General features: G+C 62.2%; 16 protein-coding genes and 3 pseudogenes. 10 read left to right on the top strand and 9 right to left on the bottom strand.

The genetic code is table 11. From position 1 onward, the window contains the following. Window positions 1–196: 196 nt before the first annotated feature. Entirely contained in the window at window positions 197–1,489 is a 1,293-nt protein-coding gene (locus QFZ91_RS06300) for an acyl-CoA dehydrogenase family protein (RefSeq protein ID WP_429566684.1), read from the top strand. Between the two features lie 64 nt (window positions 1,490–1,553). On the opposite strand, the gene QFZ91_RS06305 is transcribed toward QFZ91_RS06300, so the two are convergent. Continuing rightward, on the bottom strand, window positions 1,554–2,681 hold the full coding sequence (locus QFZ91_RS06305; protein WP_429566685.1) for a sigma-54 interaction domain-containing protein: 1,128 nt from the start codon (window positions 2,679–2,681) through the stop codon (window positions 1,554–1,556). After that, window positions 2,678–3,919 carry an acyl-CoA dehydrogenase family protein gene (locus QFZ91_RS06310; RefSeq protein ID WP_429566686.1) on the bottom strand — a complete coding sequence of 414 codons (1,242 nt, stop codon included), beginning with the start codon at window positions 3,917–3,919 and terminating at the stop codon, window positions 2,678–2,680. The genes QFZ91_RS06305 and QFZ91_RS06310 overlap by 4 nt, the downstream gene beginning before the upstream one ends. A 631-nt stretch (window positions 3,920–4,550) precedes the next feature. Here QFZ91_RS06310 and msuE point away from each other — a divergent pair. The 8 genes and pseudogenes from msuE to QFZ91_RS06350 all read left to right on the top strand — a co-directional run. After that, window positions 4,551–5,135 carry an FMN reductase gene (gene msuE / locus QFZ91_RS06315; protein WP_429568600.1) on the top strand — a complete coding sequence of 195 codons (585 nt, stop codon included), beginning with the start codon at window positions 4,551–4,553 and terminating at the stop codon, window positions 5,133–5,135. 45 nt (window positions 5,136–5,180) lie between these two features. Beyond that, complete coding sequence (sfnG, locus tag QFZ91_RS06320; RefSeq protein WP_176377729.1) at window positions 5,181–6,287, top strand: dimethylsulfone monooxygenase SfnG; 1,107 nt, start codon at window positions 5,181–5,183, stop codon at window positions 6,285–6,287. After that, a complete protein-coding gene (locus tag QFZ91_RS06325) occupies window positions 6,284–7,096 on the top strand; it encodes an ABC transporter ATP-binding protein (RefSeq protein WP_429566687.1) in 813 nt (270 codons plus the stop codon). The genes sfnG and QFZ91_RS06325 overlap by 4 nt, the downstream gene beginning before the upstream one ends. An 11-nt stretch (window positions 7,097–7,107) precedes the next feature. After that, window positions 7,108–7,990 (top strand): annotated as a pseudogene (locus QFZ91_RS06330) (branched-chain amino acid ABC transporter permease). 10 nt (window positions 7,991–8,000) lie between these two features. Then, the gene (locus tag QFZ91_RS06335) at window positions 8,001–9,044 is read left to right on the top strand and encodes a branched-chain amino acid ABC transporter permease (protein ID WP_368717460.1); all 1,044 of its coding nucleotides are present in this window, start codon (window positions 8,001–8,003) and stop codon (window positions 9,042–9,044) included. A 59-nt stretch (window positions 9,045–9,103) separates the two neighbouring features. Next, on the top strand, window positions 9,104–10,468 hold the full coding sequence (locus tag QFZ91_RS06340; RefSeq protein ID WP_429566688.1) for an ABC transporter substrate-binding protein: 1,365 nt from the start codon (window positions 9,104–9,106) through the stop codon (window positions 10,466–10,468). Window positions 10,469–10,471: 3 nt separating this feature from the next. Further along, the gene (locus QFZ91_RS06345; RefSeq protein WP_429566689.1) at window positions 10,472–11,260 is read left to right on the top strand and encodes an ABC transporter ATP-binding protein; all 789 of its coding nucleotides are present in this window, start codon (window positions 10,472–10,474) and stop codon (window positions 11,258–11,260) included. 23 nt (window positions 11,261–11,283) lie between these two features. After that, window positions 11,284–11,703 (top strand): annotated as a pseudogene (locus QFZ91_RS06350) (LLM class flavin-dependent oxidoreductase); the annotation flags it as partial. 27 nt (window positions 11,704–11,730) lie between these two features. Here the strand turns inward: QFZ91_RS06350 and QFZ91_RS06355 are convergent. Beyond that, window positions 11,731–12,372, bottom strand: a complete 642-nt coding sequence (locus QFZ91_RS06355) for a DUF1109 domain-containing protein (protein WP_176377734.1) — start codon at window positions 12,370–12,372, stop codon at window positions 11,731–11,733. Continuing rightward, window positions 12,369–12,941 carry a sigma-70 family RNA polymerase sigma factor gene (locus QFZ91_RS06360; protein ID WP_176377735.1) on the bottom strand — a complete coding sequence of 191 codons (573 nt, stop codon included), beginning with the start codon at window positions 12,939–12,941 and terminating at the stop codon, window positions 12,369–12,371. The genes QFZ91_RS06355 and QFZ91_RS06360 overlap by 4 nt, the downstream gene beginning before the upstream one ends. A 94-nt stretch (window positions 12,942–13,035) precedes the next feature. Between QFZ91_RS06360 and QFZ91_RS06365 the strand changes: the two are divergent. After that, window positions 13,036–13,513, top strand: a pseudogene (locus QFZ91_RS06365) (cupin domain-containing protein); the annotation flags it as partial. Window positions 13,514–13,606: 93 nt separating this feature from the next. Here QFZ91_RS06365 and QFZ91_RS06370 read toward each other — a convergent pair. From QFZ91_RS06370 to bufB, 5 genes are read right to left on the bottom strand one after another with little or no spacing between them, the layout of a single operon-like run. Continuing rightward, window positions 13,607–15,685 carry an NAD(P)/FAD-dependent oxidoreductase gene (locus QFZ91_RS06370; RefSeq protein WP_429566690.1) on the bottom strand — a complete coding sequence of 693 codons (2,079 nt, stop codon included), beginning with the start codon at window positions 15,683–15,685 and terminating at the stop codon, window positions 13,607–13,609. A 52-nt stretch (window positions 15,686–15,737) separates the two neighbouring features. Continuing rightward, window positions 15,738–15,965, bottom strand: a complete 228-nt coding sequence (locus QFZ91_RS06375) for an NrsF family protein (RefSeq protein ID WP_429566691.1) — start codon at window positions 15,963–15,965, stop codon at window positions 15,738–15,740. Further along, window positions 15,962–16,465 carry a DoxX family protein gene (locus QFZ91_RS06380; protein WP_176377737.1) on the bottom strand — a complete coding sequence of 168 codons (504 nt, stop codon included), beginning with the start codon at window positions 16,463–16,465 and terminating at the stop codon, window positions 15,962–15,964. The genes QFZ91_RS06375 and QFZ91_RS06380 overlap by 4 nt, the downstream gene beginning before the upstream one ends. Before the next feature lie 5 nt (window positions 16,466–16,470). Then, the gene (locus QFZ91_RS06385) at window positions 16,471–17,250 is read right to left on the bottom strand and encodes a DNA-binding domain-containing protein (protein ID WP_176377738.1); all 780 of its coding nucleotides are present in this window, start codon (window positions 17,248–17,250) and stop codon (window positions 16,471–16,473) included. Next, window positions 17,240–18,181: an MNIO family bufferin maturase gene (gene bufB, locus QFZ91_RS06390; RefSeq protein ID WP_429566692.1), complete on the bottom strand. Its 942-nt coding sequence runs from the start codon at window positions 18,179–18,181 to the stop codon at window positions 17,240–17,242. The genes QFZ91_RS06385 and bufB overlap by 11 nt, the downstream gene beginning before the upstream one ends. Between the last annotated feature and the right edge of the window lie 8 nt (window positions 18,182–18,189).

Here is an 18,189-nt window from a genome sequence, read left to right on the forward strand (position 1 = left end):
CGTACAGTAGCATCCAATTTGTTGACTGCGGCTCTATCAGCTTACACGCAGCACTTTGCTGTCTGAACAGCACGGTGCTTGCGGGAAAAACTGGGCCGTCGCCGACGTGCTTGGGTCTGGCGAACTGGTACGCAATGTGCAGGTGTTTATGGCATGGCGAGGCTTCATGGAGGCGCGCCTTCACTCCGGAGAACACATGGCTACTTTGCATCGATCTGATATAACCGAACCCGTCCTCGCCTTCGCTTCCTTGTCCCGCGGTGCGGACTACGAGCAACTATCCGCGCGTTTCCGGCCGATCTTTCAGAAGATCGCGGATGGCACGCTCGATCGCGAGCAACGACGCGCTTTGCCTTATGACCCAATCAGGTGGCTCAAGGAGGCAGGCTTCGGCGCCGTTCGCATACCGGTCGAACACGGTGGCGCAGGCGCATCTTTGCCCGACTTGATCCGTTTGCTGATCGAACTGGGCGAGGCGGATTCGAACCTGCCACAGGCGCTTCGCGGGCATTTTGCGTTCGTGGAGGATCGGCTGAATGCTCCAGCTGACGCAAACCGCGAGCGCTGGTTTGCTCGTTTCGTAGCGGGGGAGATCATCGGTAACGCCTGGACCGAAGTCGGGAATGTCTCGATCGGCGAGGTGCAAACCCGCGTCAAACGCGACGGCGAGCGCTGGCTCGTCACAGGAGAGAAGTATTACTCCACAGGGACCATTTTCGCGGATTGGATCGACGTATTCGCTCAGCTCGACGACGATGGGCGCAACGTCATCGCGGCGGTCCGCACCGACCAGCCCGGTGTCACTCGCAGCGACGATTGGGATGGCTTTGGTCAGCGCTCGACAGGCAGCGGCACCACCCGTTTCGACTCGGCACTCGTCGAGGCGGAGGACATCATTGATTTCTCCACCCGCTTCAAGTATCAGACTGCCTTCTATCAGCTCGTGCTGCTGGCGGTGCTGACCGGCGTGGGCCGAGCCGCGCTGCGTGACGTCTCGCACGAGGTCCGCTCACGCCGCCGCATTTTCAGTCACGGCAACGCGCCGTCGGTCGCCCGCGATGCACAGGTGCAGCAGGTCGTCGGCGAGATAGGCGCGCGCGTTTTCGCGGCCGAGGCGGCTACCGTTCAGGCAGCGGAGGCGGCTCAGAGCGCCTACGAAGCACGTTTCGGCGGGAATGCGGAGACTGAGCACGAAGCCAACATCGCAGCGGAACTCGACTCCGCGCGCGCACAAGTCGTTGTCAGTGAGCTGATTCTCAAAGCTACGACCGATCTGTTCAACGCGCTCGGCGCATCGGGCACCAGCGAGGCCCGCCGTCTCGATCGCCACTGGCGTAATGCCCGAACCGCGGCATCGCACAACCCGCTAATCTACAAAGCGAGGATCGTTGGCGATTGGGAAATCAACCGGACCGAACCGCCTTATGTATGGCAGATCGGGGCGGGGCCGACCACGACGGAATCAGCCGCGAACGAGTCAGTTGCCTAGCGAAGGCCGCGAGAAACGCGAGGGGGAAGCAAGCCGCGCGATGCGCGGCTATGCAGGCTGCCCGTTATTTGAGCGCGGCAATCTCCTTCGCCCGAATCAACCTTGCTCGCAGCACGTTGCGACTGATCCCCAGCAGCCTTGCAGCCTGAATCTGGTTGCGGTGGCTGTACTCATATGCAACCCTGATGACGGTATTCTCGATGTCTTCGAACAGATTTTCGCGTTCGGTCTCGAGAAGGTCTCGCAAAGCGGCTTCGAGGGCCTGTTGTGCGTCCTGTGTCAGTGCGTCAGGACGTGGCAGGCGATCGATTGCGGGTGGGGCGCACGCCACAAGCTGTACGTCGCTTTCCTGCAAAGTATCGTGGCGGCCCACCAGCAGTGCGTGATGAATGACGTTTTCCAGTTCCCGGATATTGCCGGGCCAGCGATGCGCTAGCAGTCTGCGCTCCGCCTGTGGCGCGATCTCGCGCGGCCCGTAACCGAGACGACCGCGGTAATCGTCGATGAAATAGCGCGCCAGCGGCAGGATATCGCCGGGTCGCTCACAGAGCTTCGGGACGTCCAGCTGGACGACGTTAAGCCGATAGTAAAGGTCGCCCCGAAAATGGCCGGCGGCCACCGCCTGCGGCAGATGGACGTTGGTCGCCGCCACCACGCGCACGTCGATTGGCAGGCTCTGTCTCGAGCCAAGCCGCACGACCTCCCGCTCCTGCAGCACGCGCAACAGTTTGACCTGCATCGACAGCGGCAGATCGCCGATCTCGTCCAGAAACAGCGTGCCGCCATTCGCTGCTTCAAACCAGCCTGGCTTCGCGCTGAACGCACCGGTGAACGCGCCTTTCTCGTGCCCGAACAGCTCGCTCTCGACCAGCGTCTCGGAGAACGCGCCGCAATTGACGGCGACAAACGGCTTGTCCTTACGTTGACTGAGACCATGCACGTGACGGGCAATCAGTTCCTTGCCGGTACCCGTTTCGCCGGAGATCAGAATGTTTGCGTCACTCGGCGCGACCCTTTGCACCCGTTCAAGCAGAGCCAGCGAGCGCGGATCGACAAACACTTGTGCGCGCCCCCGAATCGACTTGCTCAGCCCGCGCGCATTCGGCAGGCTGTACACATGGGGCAGTGCGCCAGCGGGAGAGACCGGCTCAACGAGGCCGTTGTCCCATACGTCGGTAAGAGAGGCGTTCATGAGTAGAAGCTCGGCGTCGGATAGGTTCGTTTGAGGGCCCACTCGCCAATTTCCCGCATCTTGTAGGCAAGAGGATCATGCAGCGTATGAGTGCGCAGATTGCGCCAGTAGCGGTCTAGCCTAAGCGAGCCGTGCGTCGCTCGTGCGCCGGCGACATCGAACATCCGGGTACAGATGACGAGTCCTGTCTGCGCGGCAGCGACTTTCGCGGTCGCTATTGCCAGCGCGACTTCGCCGCGTTCAGCCTCGCTCAGCGCGCTGCCCCGGGCCCATGCGCTGTCGAGCCGGACAGCGGCCCGTGCAGCCAGCGTCCGCACGGCTTCGAGTCCGACCCAGAACTCGCCGTACTGGCCGAGTATGTAGGGATCGTCGCCGACGCTTGCGAGCTTCGACGCCGGCCACGGACGCGCTTCATTCAACGTGTAATGACGAGCGTCTTCGAAGGCGGCTTCGCTAATGCCGAGATAAACGTGCGCAAGGCTCAACTGCGCGATAAGCGGCCGCAAGCATGCGAACGGCGTTGACAGCGGGCCGGGTTCGATGAGCACTTCATGATGATCGACCCGGACTCTTTCGAAGGTCACGGTTCCGCTGTCAGTCTGACGCTGCCCGATGTTGTCCCAGTCGTCCGCGACCGCGATGCCGCTGCGTTGCGTTGGCAAGGCGGCTACCAGAAACGCGTTCGTCAGCGCGTCGCGCGCGGACGCGATCAGCATTTCCGAGTCGAGCGCCCCCGAACAGAAACTCTTCTGGCCGGAGAATTCGAGCCAGTCCTCGCGGCTCCGGCTGATTGTCCGGTCGTCGAGCGGATTGAGTGCATTGCCCCAGAACCAGTCGTGGCGGGCCGTTTTTTCGAACCATGATCCCCACTGTTGCTCGGTTCCGAACAGCCGTACCGTCGCGAGCATCAGATGATGAAACGCGAATACGTGCGCGAGCGAGCCGTCGGCCGCAGCAATGATGCGGACAACGTCGAGGGTCGTCTGCCAGGTAGCGCCTCGTCCGCCATATTCAGATGGAATGCTGAGAGCCAGCAGGCCACTGGCGCGCAGCGCGTCGCGCTCCGGTTTTGGCGTCCCGCCGCGCTGATCCCGTTCGACCGCGGTCAACGAAAAGCGGGCGGCGAGATCCGCGGCGATCTGCTGTGGCGTCGAGCGCGCTCGAGCGTTCTCATGCAGGTGCTGCACCGATGGGTGCGGCTCTTCGTGGTTTGCTGGACTGGAGACGAGCTGGGCCATCTGTATGGACTGGACCGCCCGCTTTACGACAGAGCCCGTTCGAGGCCCGATTGTGCAACGACGCTGGTCCAGATTGCTGATCGAGCAGCAAGTGTTCCACCTCCGCTGCGGCGCTGGAAACATTGATTTCTCATATTCAAAGTCCAAATGTTGCTTGCGCAGCGGCGCGGTGTTAAAGGGCTCCCATATCCGTCACGGCGTTGCTGACCCAGGAGCAGTTCGCTCACATTCTGCTGGTCCAGCAGTTGACGGTGGGGGAACCCCGACTCCATGCACACCTTGCATGATCCGATCGACTACAAGGTCCGGGACTTGGGCAATTGGGCGCTCAACGAAAGCATTCTCAAACCGTTTTTCTATTCATATCTGAATTGCTGCTGTTCGCCTGGCAGCACACCGAAAGCAGATTGCTCCACAGCGTTCATACGCTCGATGAATATGCTTTGCGTTACTAAGCGAATGACCTGTCGTATTGAATTTTCAAAGGCCGTCCAAGCCTGATCGCCGGGGTTTTCAGCGGTAGTCGCGAAACACATCGCAATTGGCATATTGCTTGCGTTACATCAACCCACACCGTCGCCGGATCGAATTCCCGAGAGTACGGTGCGTTTCGAGGATGAGAGGACTTGTTATGACCACACCATTACGTATCGTCGCGGTTTCGGGAAGCTTGCAACAACCTTCGAGAACGCGTGCCCTTACCGTTAGTTTGCTCGCGGGGCTCGAGCGTGCGCTCGTAGCCGATAAGCACGACGTGCATTCTCACCTCGTGGATCTCGGTGAAATCTCCGAACCGCTAGCGCGTACGTTTTCGCGCGTGAGTGCCAGCCGCGACCTGGAAGCCCATTTGCGCGCGATCGAGACAGCCGACGCGCTGATCGTTGCAAGCCCGGTGTACCGCGCATCCTATACGGGCCTCTTCAAGCATCTTTTCGATCTGGTTCATCACGAAACCTTGTTCGACGTGCCAGTACTGCTTGCTGCCACCGGCGGCAGCGAGCGGCATGCGCTGGTGATCGACCACCAGTTGCGACCACTGCTGAGCTTTTTCCAGGCCCATACGCTTCCTGTCGGCGTGTATGGATCCGAGGCGGATTTCAATGACCACCGCGTCAGCAGTCCGCTGCTGAGCGCGCGCATCGCGCTCGCGATCGAGCGTGCCGCGCCACTGATCGCGCAACGGCCGCGCCGTGCCGACGTCCAGATCGCAGCATGACATCTGCCCTGTAACACCATTCCTATTTCGACGAGATCTGCTTCCATGACACATAACCTGTCCACCTCGCAAGACGCCGTCAAATTCGCTTACTGGGTACCGAATGTAAGCGGCGGCCTGGTAGTCAGCACGATCGAACAACGCACCGACTGGAGCCTTGAATACAACCAGCGTCTCGCCCAGGCCGCCGAACGGGCAGGCTTCGAGTACGCGCTGAGCCAGATCCGCTTTACGGCCGGCTATGGCGCCGAGCATCAGCACGAGTCGGTCTCGTTCAGCCAGGCGTTGCTGCACGCCACGACCCGTCTCAAGGTACTTGCAGCGATTTTGCCCGGACCGTGGCATCCCGCGGTGGTCGCCAAGCAGCTCGCGACGATCGATCACATCTCGAATGGCCGGATCGCGATCAACGTCGTTAGCGGCTGGTTTAAGGGCGAATTCACCGCGATCGGCGAACCCTGGCTCGAGCACGATGAACGGTATCGCCGTTCCAAGGAATTCATTCAGGCGCTCAAGGGGATCTGGACGCAGGACAAATTCACGTTCAAGGGCGACTTCTACCGCTTCAACGACTACACGCTGAGTCCGAAGCCGGTGCAAAAGCCGCACCCCGAAATCTTTCAGGGTGGCAGCTCGCGCGCAGCCCGCGACAACGCAGCGAGTGTGTCCGACTGGTATTTCACGAACGGCAATACGCCTGAAAACCTCAAAGCGCAGATCGATGATATTCGCGCCAAGGCCGCAGCGAACGGCCATCAGGTGCGCATTGGCGTGAACGCGTTCGTGATCGCCCGTGACACGGAAGCCGAAGCGCGTGCCGTGCTCGACGACATCATTGCCAACGCACATGTGGAAGCGGTCCATGCGTTCGGCGACGCGGTCAAGCAGGCCGGTAGCGCATCCCCTGAAGGCGAGGGCAACTGGGCGAAATCCACATTTGAAGATCTGGTCCAGTACAACGACGGCTTCCGCACCAATCTGATCGGTACGCCGCAGCAGATCGCCGAGCGCATCGTCGAACTGAAGGCGATCGGCGTCGATCTGATACTGACCGGCTTCTTGCATTTCATCGAAGAAGTCGAATACTTCGGCGCCAAAGTGCTTCCGCTGGTTCGCGAACTGGAGAGCCGTCGTCAGCCGGCCCTGGCATGACGCAGGCGACTACCTCGGCAGCGCCGTTGCTCGCCCTTGAACACATCTCGCTATCGTTCAAGGGCGTCAAGGCGATAACCGACATAGGCTTCTCGGTGGCGCGCGGAGAAATCTGCGCGCTCATCGGTCCGAATGGCGCAGGCAAGAGTTCGCTTCTCAACGTGATCAATGGCGTGTATCGGGCACAACAGGGAGTCGTTCGCTTCGACGGCCTCGCGTATCGACGCATCGATCCCTACCGTGCCGCTCACCTCGGTATCGCGCGAACGTTCCAGAATCTCGCGCTGTTCCGCCGCATGAGCGTGCTCGACAACGTGCTGACGGGCCGCAGTTTGCATCGGCGCAGCAGCTGGATCGAGCAGGTTTTGCACGTCGGGCGCGCGCGCCGGGACGACGCAGAGCAACGCAGGTATGCGAGTGAGGTGATCGATGCACTGAAGCTGGAGCGCTACCGCGACGCCGCCGTAGGCACGCTGCCTTACGGGCTGCAAAAACGCGTCGAACTGGCGCGTGCAGTCGCCGCCAAGCCGCGCCTTCTGCTGCTCGACGAGCCAATGGCGGGCATGAATGCGGCCGAGAAACAGGAGATGGCTCGCACGATACGCGATGTGAACTCGCAGTTCGGTGTCACGGTGGTACTGATCGAGCACGACATCGGCGTCGTGATGGGACTGTCCGATCATGTCGTGGTGCTCGACTACGGGAAAAAGATCGCGGACGGCACGCCCGACCAGGTCCGCACGAATGATGACGTGCTAGCGGCCTACCTGGGTACGCGTCACGACGCGAGCACGTCAGTCCACGCCTGAGGGACCAGTCGATGGAATTCTTTGTCGAAGTATTGGTGGGCGGCCTGCTTGCCGGTGCGATGTATTCGGTCGTTGCGATCGGCTTCGTGCTGATCTACAAGGCATCCGGGATCTTTAATTTCGCTCAGGGAGCGCTGGTGCTTGTTTGGCGCGCTGACCTATGTGTGCATGGTCGAACGCGGGATCGCCCCGTGGCTCGCGATCCTGATCACGCTGGCGGCGCTGGTCGTCATTGCGGTGCTCACCGGACGGCTGGTGCTGCGGCCGCTCGTCAATCGACCACCGATCACGCTGTTCATGGCGACGCTCGGCCTGAGTCTGATCCTGGAAGGGGCCGCGCAACTGTTATGGGGAGCACAGGTGCACGGGCTCGAGCTGGGTATCGATGACAAGCCGTTGCGCCTGGGCGGCGTCATGATCAGTAAGTTCGACCTCTTCGCGGCGGCTGTCGCCGGCGCACTGGTGATCGGGCTAAGCGCGTTGACCCGCTATTCGCGTCTCGGCCTGAAGCTGCGCGCGGTCGCCGACGATCCGCTGGCCGCGCTCGCGGTCGGGGTGCGGCTTCCACAGGTCTGGGCAATCGTCTGGGCACTGGCCGGCTTCGTGAGCCTCGTCGCGGGACTACTGTGGGGCGCGCGTCTGGGCGTGCAGTTCTCGCTGTCGCTGGTGGTCCTGAAAGCGCTGCCGGTATTGATCATCGGCGGATTTTCGTCGATCACTGGCGCGATCGTCGGCGGACTGCTGGTGGGCGCTAGCGAAAAGCTCGCTGAGGTTTATCTCGGCGCAGTCATTGGCGATGGCATCGAGAACTGGTTCCCCTATGTCATCGCGATGCTATTCCTGCTGGCTCGCCCGGCTGGGCTGTTCGGTGAACCGGCGGTGGAACGCGTTTGATGGAGACAAGATGGAACTGACCCGCACAACCTTCGACGCGCGACGCGCGGATCTCAAGCGCTGGCTGACGCCGTTCTCGCTCGTACTGGTAGCGTTCGTGGCCGTGCCGTTGGTCTCCAACGATTATTGGCTCAACGCGATCCTCGTCCCATTCCTGATTCTTTCACTGGCAGGGTTGGGGTTGAACTTCCTGACGGGCTATGCCGGGCAGTTGTCGCTCGGTTCGGCCGCCTTTATGTCGGTGGGAGCGTACGCGGCTTATAACCTGTTGGTCCGGCTACCCGCGCTGCCGCTGCCTGTTGCACTGCTGCTCGGTGGCTGCATCAGCGCGGCAGTAGGGGTGCTGTTCGGTTTGCCGAGCCTGCGCATCCGCGGCTTCTATCTGATTGTTTCGACCCTGGCCGCGCAGTTCTTCGTGGTCTGGATCTTTACTCGCGTCAGCTGGTTCTCCAATAACGATACGTCGGGCGTGCTTAGCGCGCCGCGCCTTGCAATCGGCCACTGGCAAATCGATACACCGGCCGCACGCTATCTGTTCGTGCTCGGCGTCGTGGTGGTGCTGTTCCTGCTCGGCGCGAGTGTCGTGCGCAGCGATCTCGGCCGCCGCTGGATGGCGGTGCGCGACATGGATATCGCCGCACGCGTGATCGGCATTCCGGTAGGACAGAGCAAGCTGCTTGCGTTCGCGCTCAGTTCCTTCGTGCTCGGCATAGCGGGAGCGCTTTGGGCATTCGCCTACCTCGGTACGGTCGAGCCGGACGGCTTCAGTCTGAATCTGTCGTTTCAGGTTCTTTTCATCATCATTATCGGCGGCATGGGCAGTATCAGCGGCAACCTCTACGGCGCCGCATTCATCGTTTTGCTGCCAATCCTGCTGTCGAATGCCGCGACCGCGCTCGCACAGATCGGCATTGGGGCCGACCAGTTGCAGAACCTGCAAAAGATCATCTTTGGCACCTTGATCATTGTGTTTCTCATCAAGGAACCCGATGGTCTCGCCCGGCTCGTTCAGGTTGCGCGCCGCAGCCGAACGAGACGGCAGGAAGGGCGCTAACACAGTCCTTCCTGAATCTTCCCAGCTTTCGATTCATCAATCAGACGGAAAACATCAGCATGGCTAATTACATTACTCGACTCAACGCCGGTGGACCTGGCAAACTTCTGCGCCTGTTCGCGGCGAGCGTGGCACTAGCCGGTGCGGCGATATCGCAGGCGCATGCCGGCGGAACCGAATATTTTCCGCTGCAAAGCTATCGGGTTGGACCGTATGCAGCCGGCGGCACGGGATTCTTCGGCGGCTTTATCGACTACATGAAGTTGATCAATGCTCGCGACGGCGGGGTCAACGGCGTCAAGCTGGTCTGGAAAGAGTGCGAAACGGAGTACGTGGTCGAGAAGGGCGTCGAGTGCTACGAACGTCTGAAGAACAGCGGTCCGGACGGCGCACCGACCGCGGCAACCAATCCGTTGTCTGTCGGCATTGCCTACGCAACACTCGATCGCTCGAGCGCAGACAAGCTGCCGCTGATTACGATCAATCACGGCCGGACCGATTCGACCGACGGCGCGGTCTTCCCATATGTGTTCCCGCTGCAGCTCAATCCGTACAGCGAAGTGTCGGCGATCGTGAACTACATCGGACAACGCTCTGGCGGCCTGGAGCACCTCAAAGGCAGGAAGATCGTCGTGCTTTACCACGGCTCGCCTTATGGACGTGAAACGATTCCGGTGGTCGAACTGCTCGCGAAGAAGTATGGTTTCGAGGTCACGCAGATCGAGGTACCGCATCCGGGCAACGAGCAAGGCTCGCAGTGGCTGAAGATCCGCCAGATCGCACCGGACTGGGTGATCTTGCGGGGTTGGGGTGTGATGAATCCCGTGGCGCTGAAAAGCGCCCAGAAGGTCGGTTATCCGACCGATCACATCATCGGCAATATCTGGAGCAATTCGGAAGAAGACGTTCGACCCGCGGGTGAGGCGGCCAAGGGCTTCATCTCGATCACGACACACCCGTCCGGAACAGAATATCCGGTGCTTCAGGCGATCGACCAGTACGTGATCAAGGCCGGCAACGGTGATCTGAAGGATCCGGCACGCTTCGGCACGGTCTATTACAACCTTGGCGTCGTGAACGGGATCCTGAATGTCGAAGCGCTGCGCACCGCGCAGAAGAAGTTCGGCAACAAACCGTTGAGCGGCGAGCAGGTCCGCTGGGGCTTCGAACATCTGAACCTCGACGACGCACGACTCAAACAGCTGGGCGCGCTTGGCCTGGTCCAGCCTTTGAAGCTGACCTGCGAGGACCACGAAGGCGGCGGGGCGGTGCGCTTCCAGCAATGGGACGGACAACACTGGAAGGTCATCAGCGACTGGGTCCAGGCCGATCGCGCACTGTTGCGGCCGATCATCGAAAAATCGGCGAACGCTTATGCGAAGGAAAAAGGCATCACGCCTCGCGACTGCCAGAAGGAGCTCTAAGCGATGGCCGCTGCCCGATTGCTCGAAGCGACCTCACTCGCCGTGTCATGGCAGCAGATCATTGTGGCTTTGCATGACGTATCGCTGCACGTCGACGCCGGCGAGATCGTCGCGCTGCTCGGCGGCAACGGTGCCGGCAAGACGACCACGCTGAAAGCAATTTCGCGCCTGCTGCATGCCGAACGCGGCGAGATGACGTCGGGGCGCATTGCGTTCAATGGCGTCGACATCGCCCGCGATGAGCCGTGGCGACTCGTCGAGCGCGGCCTTGTACAGGTCCTCGAAGGGCGCCGCTGCTTCGGCCATCTCAGCGTCGAGGAAAATCTGCGTCTTGGCGGATTCGTGCGGCGTGGCCGGCGCGCGGAGCTCGAAGCGGATCTCGAACGGATCTATGCGACCTTCCCGCGGCTGAAGCTGCGCCGAAGGCTGCCGGCCGGCTACGCGTCGGGCGGCGAGCAGCAGATGCTCGCGATCGGGCGCGCGCTGATGGCCAGACCGACGCTGGTTCTGCTTGATGAACCGTCGATGGGTCTGGCTCCGCAGATCGTCGAGGAGATCTTCGAGATCGTGGCCTCGCTCAATCGGGAAGGCGTCAGCTTCCTGCTTGCCGAGCAGAACGCAACGGTGGCGCTGCGCTATGCCCACCGCGGTTACGTGCTTGAGAACGGCGCAGTGGTCGCGCAGGGCAGCGCCGCGCAACTGCTGGACCTGGAGACGTTGCGCGATGCTTACCTGGGCCGGTCCGGGCGGCGCCCCGAGCAGTGCTCTTCCACTTCCGCATTGACACTTTGATGAATCCCGACATCTTCTGATTTTTGCCGACATCGGGCGACACGCGCTATCTCGGCGTGTCGTCGAGCGGACGAGCCCCGACCATGGCCTACCTCGGCGAAATCGGTGTCGCTGCCGCCCTGCGTGGCTAAGACGGTGTGCCGATTCCCACGGGCAGCGGCCGCCTCGACCCTTGTGGTCGCGGCGAGCGGCGCGCCGCTGACGCGACGTTTGTTCCGGTCGCGTTACGGACTTCGCTCGGCGGGCGGAGCGTTGCCGCGCGCGCGGCGGCGACGCTCGATGCGGCGACCGGCGGACGCCTGCTGCTCAACGTGATGCCGGGCGGCGACGCGGAGGAACCCGCCGCCGACGGCGTGTTCATGTCGCACGATGAGAGCTACGAAGCGGCGAGCGAATATCTGACGATATGGCGCCGCTTGCTGCCGGACGAAGCGGTGGAATTTCGAAGGCCGTTATAACCGGGTAGGTGCTTACCAGCGCAAAAGACGCGGGCCGAGCAGAGCACCGATTACCGTCGGTACCAGCATCCCTAGCAAATACCAGACACCCCAGAACGGGATGCCCATTTCCGGACAATGCAGGCAATACGCGAGCGCCGCAGTGGCACCGGCCAGCAAGCCGCCTGCCGCACCCGAGACGGCGAGCCGCGTCGGCGCCAGTCCTTTGAGCGCCCAAAACACGGCAACAAAGCCGGGAACCGACAAAATCGCAATAAGGACCGGACAGACGCGCCAGGTTTCGCCGAGCACGATCGCAAGCCGAGCGTCTTTCGGCGCAGCCATCAATACATACGCTGCCGCCAGCCACACTGCCGCGACCGGCGCAGCAATCAGCCAGCGGCTGCCACCCGCGCGCACGCCTGGCCGCGAGAGCCGGGTCGACATCCACAGCGAGCCGATCATCAGACATAAGGGCAGCGCGGTCTTGGCCCAGAAGATCGGCTTGAGTGCGACTTCGGCGAGGTCACGCCGGATGCCGAGCAGCGTCGCCGTGATCAGTGTCGCACCCGCCGCACCGACCAGTACTGCGACGCAAAAGCGCTTCGCGAGCACGTGGTGGTCCACCGGCGTGACGCCGGTCGCCAGCAGGGAAATGAATTCATCCGTTTTCATCGCGTTCCTCGAATCTTTGCAGCCAACGCCTTGAGCCCACGATGCACACCGATCTTGACCGCCGACTCCGACAAGCCGGTCAACTTCGCGGTCTCCGTCACGGATAGTCCTTCGAGTTTGACATGCATGATCGGCAGACGCTGGCGATCAGGCAACTGCTCCAGCAGCTTTACTACGTCACGTTTTGCTTGCGCCGGCTCGAGATCAGGTGCGGCGAGCAATTCGAACGCGTCGTCGAGCGGATCGTTCAGCGCGTCGTGGCGGGAGCGTGCCCGAAAGTAATCTGCCAGCTTGTAGCGTGCGATTGCGTGGATCCATGCGGTCAGCGGCTCCTCGGCGCGGTAGGTGTCCCTTGCGTTGTGAACTGCCAGCAATATTTCCTGCACGAGATCCTCGACATCGGCCGCGCGATCGTCAAGCCGCCGCCGCAGAAAGCCACGCAAGTGCGCGCCCAGTTCCACGAGAAATTGCCGGTATGCGGCACCATTGCCGTCCAGGCCGCGCAGGAACAGGGCGCGCAGATGCGACTCCTTCGCCTGCGCCGCGGAGATATCCATAGTTCGCTTCATCGAGGGTGCCGGTTACAGGAAACAGGAGTTTATTCCATGGCCGCGTGCATCGGCGGCCCCGGCCGGTTCGCACTTGCCTCGTTGATGCATATGAGCGGGCCACTGCAACTTCGGATTGCAGGGTTCAGCCCTGCTGGTTTCGCTGCTACCGCAACGCGGGCACGTCCGTGGCCAGCAGCGGCTGACCACACTCATGCAACTTGTGCACGAACAATCAAGCGGGCAGCGGCCCGCGCGCGAAGGCGTCCTCTCTTGCCTTCCGGAGTTGCTGCTCATCGATGCACTGCGATCCACGGCGGGAAAATATTCGCCACCGGGCCTCGTGCGCGGGACTGTCCGACAGCCGCCTCGCGGGTGCGATCCGGGAAATGCACGAGCACCCGACGAAGCCGTGGACGGTTGCTGCGCTCGCGAAGAATCTGCTGCGCCGCATTCACGGCCGCATCGCCGAGATTGCGCAACGTGGCGGCTACAGCTCTACCATCACCTTCAGCGTTGCCTTCACGTGGCACGTCGGCCGGTCACCTATGCGGTATGCGCGTGAGGCGCAGACGATCCGGGATGGCGGGTAAGCAGGCGCAAACTGGTCGCCGTCAGGCATGAAGCGCGAGCTTCAGCAGGCGAGGCTCAGAGCGCAGTAAGCGCCGGTGTGCGCACTGCGAATATCAATCCGAGCGCCTGTCGGAAGCCGGATCGGTAATGAGTCTGGTGCTGCGTCGGTAGGTGACATAGGCCCACAGCCAATCCAGAATGACCTTCAACCTGTTTGGGCCACCGGTGAGGAACGCGATATGTGCGGCGCCCCAGAACCACCACGCTGGCGCACCCCACATGCGGATGGGGCCGATTTCCGCCACTGCGGCCTGACGCCCGATCGTCGCGAGGCTTCCGAAATGTCTGTATCGAAACGGAGGTGGACGAGGGCGACCCGCAAGCTGCGCGTCGATAACCCGCGCGGCATATTTTCCCTGCTGTTTGGCGGCAGGCGCCAACCCCGGTACCGATGCTCCATTCCAGCCCAGACTCGAAGCGGCATCGCCAATTGCATAGACGCCTTCTACTGCCGGAACAGAGAGGTCGTCGTTCACCTTGATTCGTCCGGACGCGTCCTCAGGCTGGTTTAGCCACTTGGCAACCGGAGACGCGGCCACCCCGGCAGCCCACAGGATGGTACGGGATGCAATTCGATCTTTACCGAGATCGGCGCCATCCTCATCCACGCCCAGCACCCTGGTATTGAGGTGGACCGTGACACCCAGCTTTCGAAGGGAGCGTTCCGCGGCTGCAGACAGGGAGGGCGGGAAAGTCGGCAGAACGCGGGGCCCTGCATGAACCAGAATGACACGCGATTTCGACGGATCGAAGGTGCGATATTCCTGGTCCATCCCATGGTGCGCCAGTTCCGCGATGGCGCCGGCCAGCTCGATACCCGTTGGTCCTCCGCCAACGACGATGAACGTCAGCCACGCGGCACGGGCTGCTTCGTCGGCAGCAGTTTCCGCCTCTTCAAATGCCCGTAGCAGACGGCTCCTGATTGAGGTTGCGTCCTCTATGCTCTTTAGCCCGGGCGCGTACGGCGCCCAATGATCGTTGCCGAAGTAACTGTGACGTGCGCCGGTCGCCAGTACGAGATAGTCGAATTCCAGGCGGGTTGCGCCGACTAGCACTTCGCGGGCGGCGGTGTCGATGCCCGTGACTCTTCCCAGACGTACCAGTACGTTTCGCTGTCCGCGAAAGAGGCTTCGGATCGGCGTTGCGATTTCCCCGGGCGACAACGCTGCAGTCGCGATCTGGTACAGCAGTGGCTGAAACAGATGATGATTCCGCTGGTCGATGAGGGTGATCCGGCACTGCGAATTGCGCAGACCGCGAACTGCCTCGATCCCACCAAAGCCACCGCCTACCACCACGACATGTGGATGCCGATCCAACCCGCCTTCTGCGCTGCCCGGGCTGTTGAGCACCCAGTGAGCAAATAACTGATCCACCGAAATGACGCCGGGCCCCGTGGCTACAAACATAAGTAGCACGAGAAGAATTGCGAGCCGGTCGTCCATGGACATCGCTATGCCAGCGAGTGGAACCATGGCGGCATAGATGAACATCGCCGGTCGCGTCATGCAGCCGAAAGCGATGCAGAATGCGAGCATCGCGGCGATCCATGAGGGATAGACAAACAGTGTTGCCAGACTGTGATGAACGGCCGGCTCGAACAGGGAAGGCGTCGATGCGCAAGCGAGACAGAGCGATGCCGCGATGCCCGCGCGCGAAACGAGCAGCAGCGCAGGTGACACATATCGTTCGATCAGCTCATAGAATTTCCTGATCTGCCGGACCGGCCCAAGGGGAACCCACGCGAGGCCCCGCCCCAGCATCGCGTCGAGGGAAAACGTGCCTGGACCCAGCACGACCAGCCACGCGAGCAGGACAAGCGTTGCGCCGCCCGGACCGAGGGTGATCGATCCGTATCCACCAACGAGCAACACCAGCGCTATGGGCCGGGTGAGGAGGCCAGCGGTGAGCAGGAGCGGCACGATCCCGTGCAGCGCTGTCTCAACGCTGGACGGAGCATGCAATCCGGCGCCGGTTACACCGCCTTGATGGCTTTCCGCCATGGCCATGATCTGCTGCACGAGCACGACCTGTCCGAACCAGACGCGAGTGGCAAGAAGAAGCCACGGCATGCAAAGCGCGCGTACCTTGGGAGCGAAGCGGAGCAGGTATTTGAAGGCATTTCGGAGCATACGGCACCATTTCGAGCGAACCATCACGGCAAACAGGGCGTCGGCGCAAAGCTCACCAGCGCAGACAATGCGGCGCGACGGCCGGGCCGACTGCGGTCGTGATGACGATCGCGAGCACGTACCAAACACCCCAGGACAGGACCACCATCTCCGGGCAACGGAGCGAACGGACGAGCGATTCCTGCGCACCGGCCAGCGGGCCCGCACTCGGGCCGGCGGCGTTGCACTCGACGGGCGACACGTCGCACGCGCGCTGGGCGAGCGGTTCTCGCGTTTTCATGAGCGGTACGCGCGGTCACCGAGCAGATAATCGATCGATATCACGCCGGGACCCCACGCGGCGATGCCGAGCGCCATGGCAGCCCACGTGATGTGGATCGGCCAGCCGTCCGGCACTGTCAGTTCGATGATGCACGTCATCAGAAGTAATCCGGCGGCCGCGAAGCGCGTTCCGAATCCGAGCACGAGCAGCACCGGAAACCCGACCTCGCCGCACGCGGAGAGGAACGCGAAAAGGGCGGGCGCCGGGAACGGATACGGGCCGCCGGGAAGATGGAGCTTGAATTCGTCGGTGAAAAGATCGATGGCCGTGTCGTTGAGCTGCAGGAAACCGTGCCACTTGAGGATGCCCGATTTCCAGAAGGGCACTGCCAGCGCGAGGCGCAGCACGAGTTGCGCGAACGATGGTTGTGCGAGCCGTTCGATGAAGCGCCGGGCGCATCCGATCGCGTGCGCGACGTTGCCCGCAAAGGACGGTCTGGAGTCTTGTCGAGTTTGCATGGTGATTACGCTCCCAGTTGAACGGCGGCGAACACGCCGGCCGAAATCATCGCGGCCAGGCTGGCCGCCAGATCGAAGGTGTCGCTCTCATCGAAGGCGGCCTGCGCGGCGGCGCCGAGCGGGATGCCCTCGAGGAGTGCTACGAGAAACGCCGCGCGGCCCGCGGGCAGGCGCCGGACAATCACGTCGTATTCGGGCCGCGTGACGAGCGCGTCTTCTGCGTCGCTCGAATGCAGCGTGGTGACGGGGCCGGGCGCCCGGTTCATTGCGAAGATCGCGACGGCCGGGTAGCGCGAGCGCACGATGCGCGCGGCCGGATGCGGGACGAAGCGCACCTGCGCGAGCGAACCCGGATCGATGCTCGCGAATGCCTCGGCCGTGAGCGGTACGGCATCCGCGGCGTGATACGCGTCTAGCCACGCGCGCTCGATGCGTGCTGTATCCGCAAGCCAGGGCATGTGACGTGCGTATTCGTAGGTTTCGATGAACGACGGAAAATCGCGTCCGTACTCGAACAACAGCGGTGAAGCCGGTGGCGTTGCTCGCACGTGAAAGCGGGCCATCGCGCGGAAGAACTCGACGCCCGTGATGCGCTGCACGGCCGGATAGATCGCGGCCAGCGCATCGATGAGGCTGACCGTGACGTTGTTGCGATAGACGTTGTAGCGCTTGACGATGCCCTTGCCGTGCCCAGCCACGATGCCTGTCGGCGTGGCGAGTTCGGGGTTCGTCAGTCCCGGCGCGAAGGCCGTCGCGTAGTCGATCGTGGATTGCTCAGGCTTCATGGCCGACGCGCTTCGGGTGATATATATCGGACTCTGTTGCATCCTTGCCGGCAAGTTCACAAACAATTCTCCGGGCCGCCAGTGCTTGTGCGCGCAGTTCGGACCATGCAGGCAACTGGCTGTCCCATTCGATCAGCGTGGGCATCGGTCCGGTGCGCGCGATCACATCGCGGTAGAGCGCCCATACCTGATCGGCTACGGCGCGGTCGTGGCTGTCGATGAGCAACGGCGCGTGTTCGTCGTCGTGTTGCTCGCTGTGGCCGGCCAGGTGAATCTCGCCGACATATTCGAGAGGAAAATCCGCGAGATAAGCGCGTGCTTGATAACCGTGATTGGTCGCCGAGACGAAAACGTTGTTGACGTCGAGCAGCAGCCCGCAGCCAGTGCGCTGTGCGAGAGCACGGATGAACTCAGTTTCGGTCATCGTCGACGAGGCGAACGCCACGTACGTCGATGGATTCTCGAGCAGCATCGGACGTCCAATGGCTTCCTGCACTTGATCGATGTGCTCGCAGACCTGGTCGAGCGTCGCCCTCGTGTAAGGCAGTGGCAGCAGATCGCTGAAGAACGTACCACCGTGCGAGGACCACGCGAGATGTTCGGAAACGAGCGCTGGTTCGTAGCGCGCGACCAGTTCACCAAAGCGCGCGAGGTGGCCGGCGTCGAGCCCATCCGGTCCGCCGATCGACATGCATACACCGTGCAGCGAGACCGGATAGCGCTCGCGGATTGCGCTCAACGCGTGGTGCGGAAACCCGCCAGCGCCCATATAGTTCTCTGCGTGCACTTCGAAGAAGCCGTCCTGCAGCCCGTGTTCGAGAATCGCCGCGAAATGTTCGTGCTTGAAGCTGGTGCCCGCAAGTCCGGCCGCCCCCGGCGCTGCGCGAAGGGGAGGGCCGGAACTCGCCGCTGATTGCGTGGAGGTGCTCATGACCGTCC

Source organism: Paraburkholderia sp. JPY419 (genome assembly GCF_050435705.1).
Classification (GTDB): Bacteria; Pseudomonadota; Gammaproteobacteria; order Burkholderiales; family Burkholderiaceae; genus Paraburkholderia; species Paraburkholderia youngii.

Coding starts and splice junctions, on each gene's coding strand:
- QFZ91_RS06380 (WP_176377737.1), bottom strand. CDS start 16,465: ATGCAAACTCGACAAGACTCCAGACCGTCCTTTGCGGGCAACGTCGCG.
- QFZ91_RS06360 (WP_176377735.1), bottom strand. CDS start 12,941: ATGAAGCGAACTATGGATATCTCCGCGGCGCAGGCGAAGGAGTCGCAT.
- msuE (WP_429568600.1), top strand. CDS start 4,551: ATGACCACACCATTACGTATCGTCGCGGTTTCGGGAAGCTTGCAACAA.
- QFZ91_RS06300 (WP_429566684.1), top strand. CDS start 197: ATGGCTACTTTGCATCGATCTGATATAACCGAACCCGTCCTCGCCTTC.
- QFZ91_RS06340 (WP_429566688.1), top strand. CDS start 9,104: ATGGCTAATTACATTACTCGACTCAACGCCGGTGGACCTGGCAAACTT.
- sfnG (WP_176377729.1), top strand. CDS start 5,181: ATGACACATAACCTGTCCACCTCGCAAGACGCCGTCAAATTCGCTTAC.
- bufB (WP_429566692.1), bottom strand. CDS start 18,181: ATGAGCACCTCCACGCAATCAGCGGCGAGTTCCGGCCCTCCCCTTCGC.
- QFZ91_RS06335 (WP_368717460.1), top strand. CDS start 8,001: ATGGAACTGACCCGCACAACCTTCGACGCGCGACGCGCGGATCTCAAG.
- QFZ91_RS06385 (WP_176377738.1), bottom strand. CDS start 17,250: ATGAAGCCTGAGCAATCCACGATCGACTACGCGACGGCCTTCGCGCCG.
- QFZ91_RS06375 (WP_429566691.1), bottom strand. CDS start 15,965: ATGAAAACGCGAGAACCGCTCGCCCAGCGCGCGTGCGACGTGTCGCCC.
- QFZ91_RS06305 (WP_429566685.1), bottom strand. CDS start 2,681: ATGAACGCCTCTCTTACCGACGTATGGGACAACGGCCTCGTTGAGCCG.
- QFZ91_RS06325 (WP_429566687.1), top strand. CDS start 6,284: ATGACGCAGGCGACTACCTCGGCAGCGCCGTTGCTCGCCCTTGAACAC.
- QFZ91_RS06370 (WP_429566690.1), bottom strand. CDS start 15,685: ATGCTCCGAAATGCCTTCAAATACCTGCTCCGCTTCGCTCCCAAGGTA.
- QFZ91_RS06310 (WP_429566686.1), bottom strand. CDS start 3,919: ATGGCCCAGCTCGTCTCCAGTCCAGCAAACCACGAAGAGCCGCACCCA.
- QFZ91_RS06345 (WP_429566689.1), top strand. CDS start 10,472: ATGGCCGCTGCCCGATTGCTCGAAGCGACCTCACTCGCCGTGTCATGG.
- QFZ91_RS06355 (WP_176377734.1), bottom strand. CDS start 12,372: ATGAAAACGGATGAATTCATTTCCCTGCTGGCGACCGGCGTCACGCCG.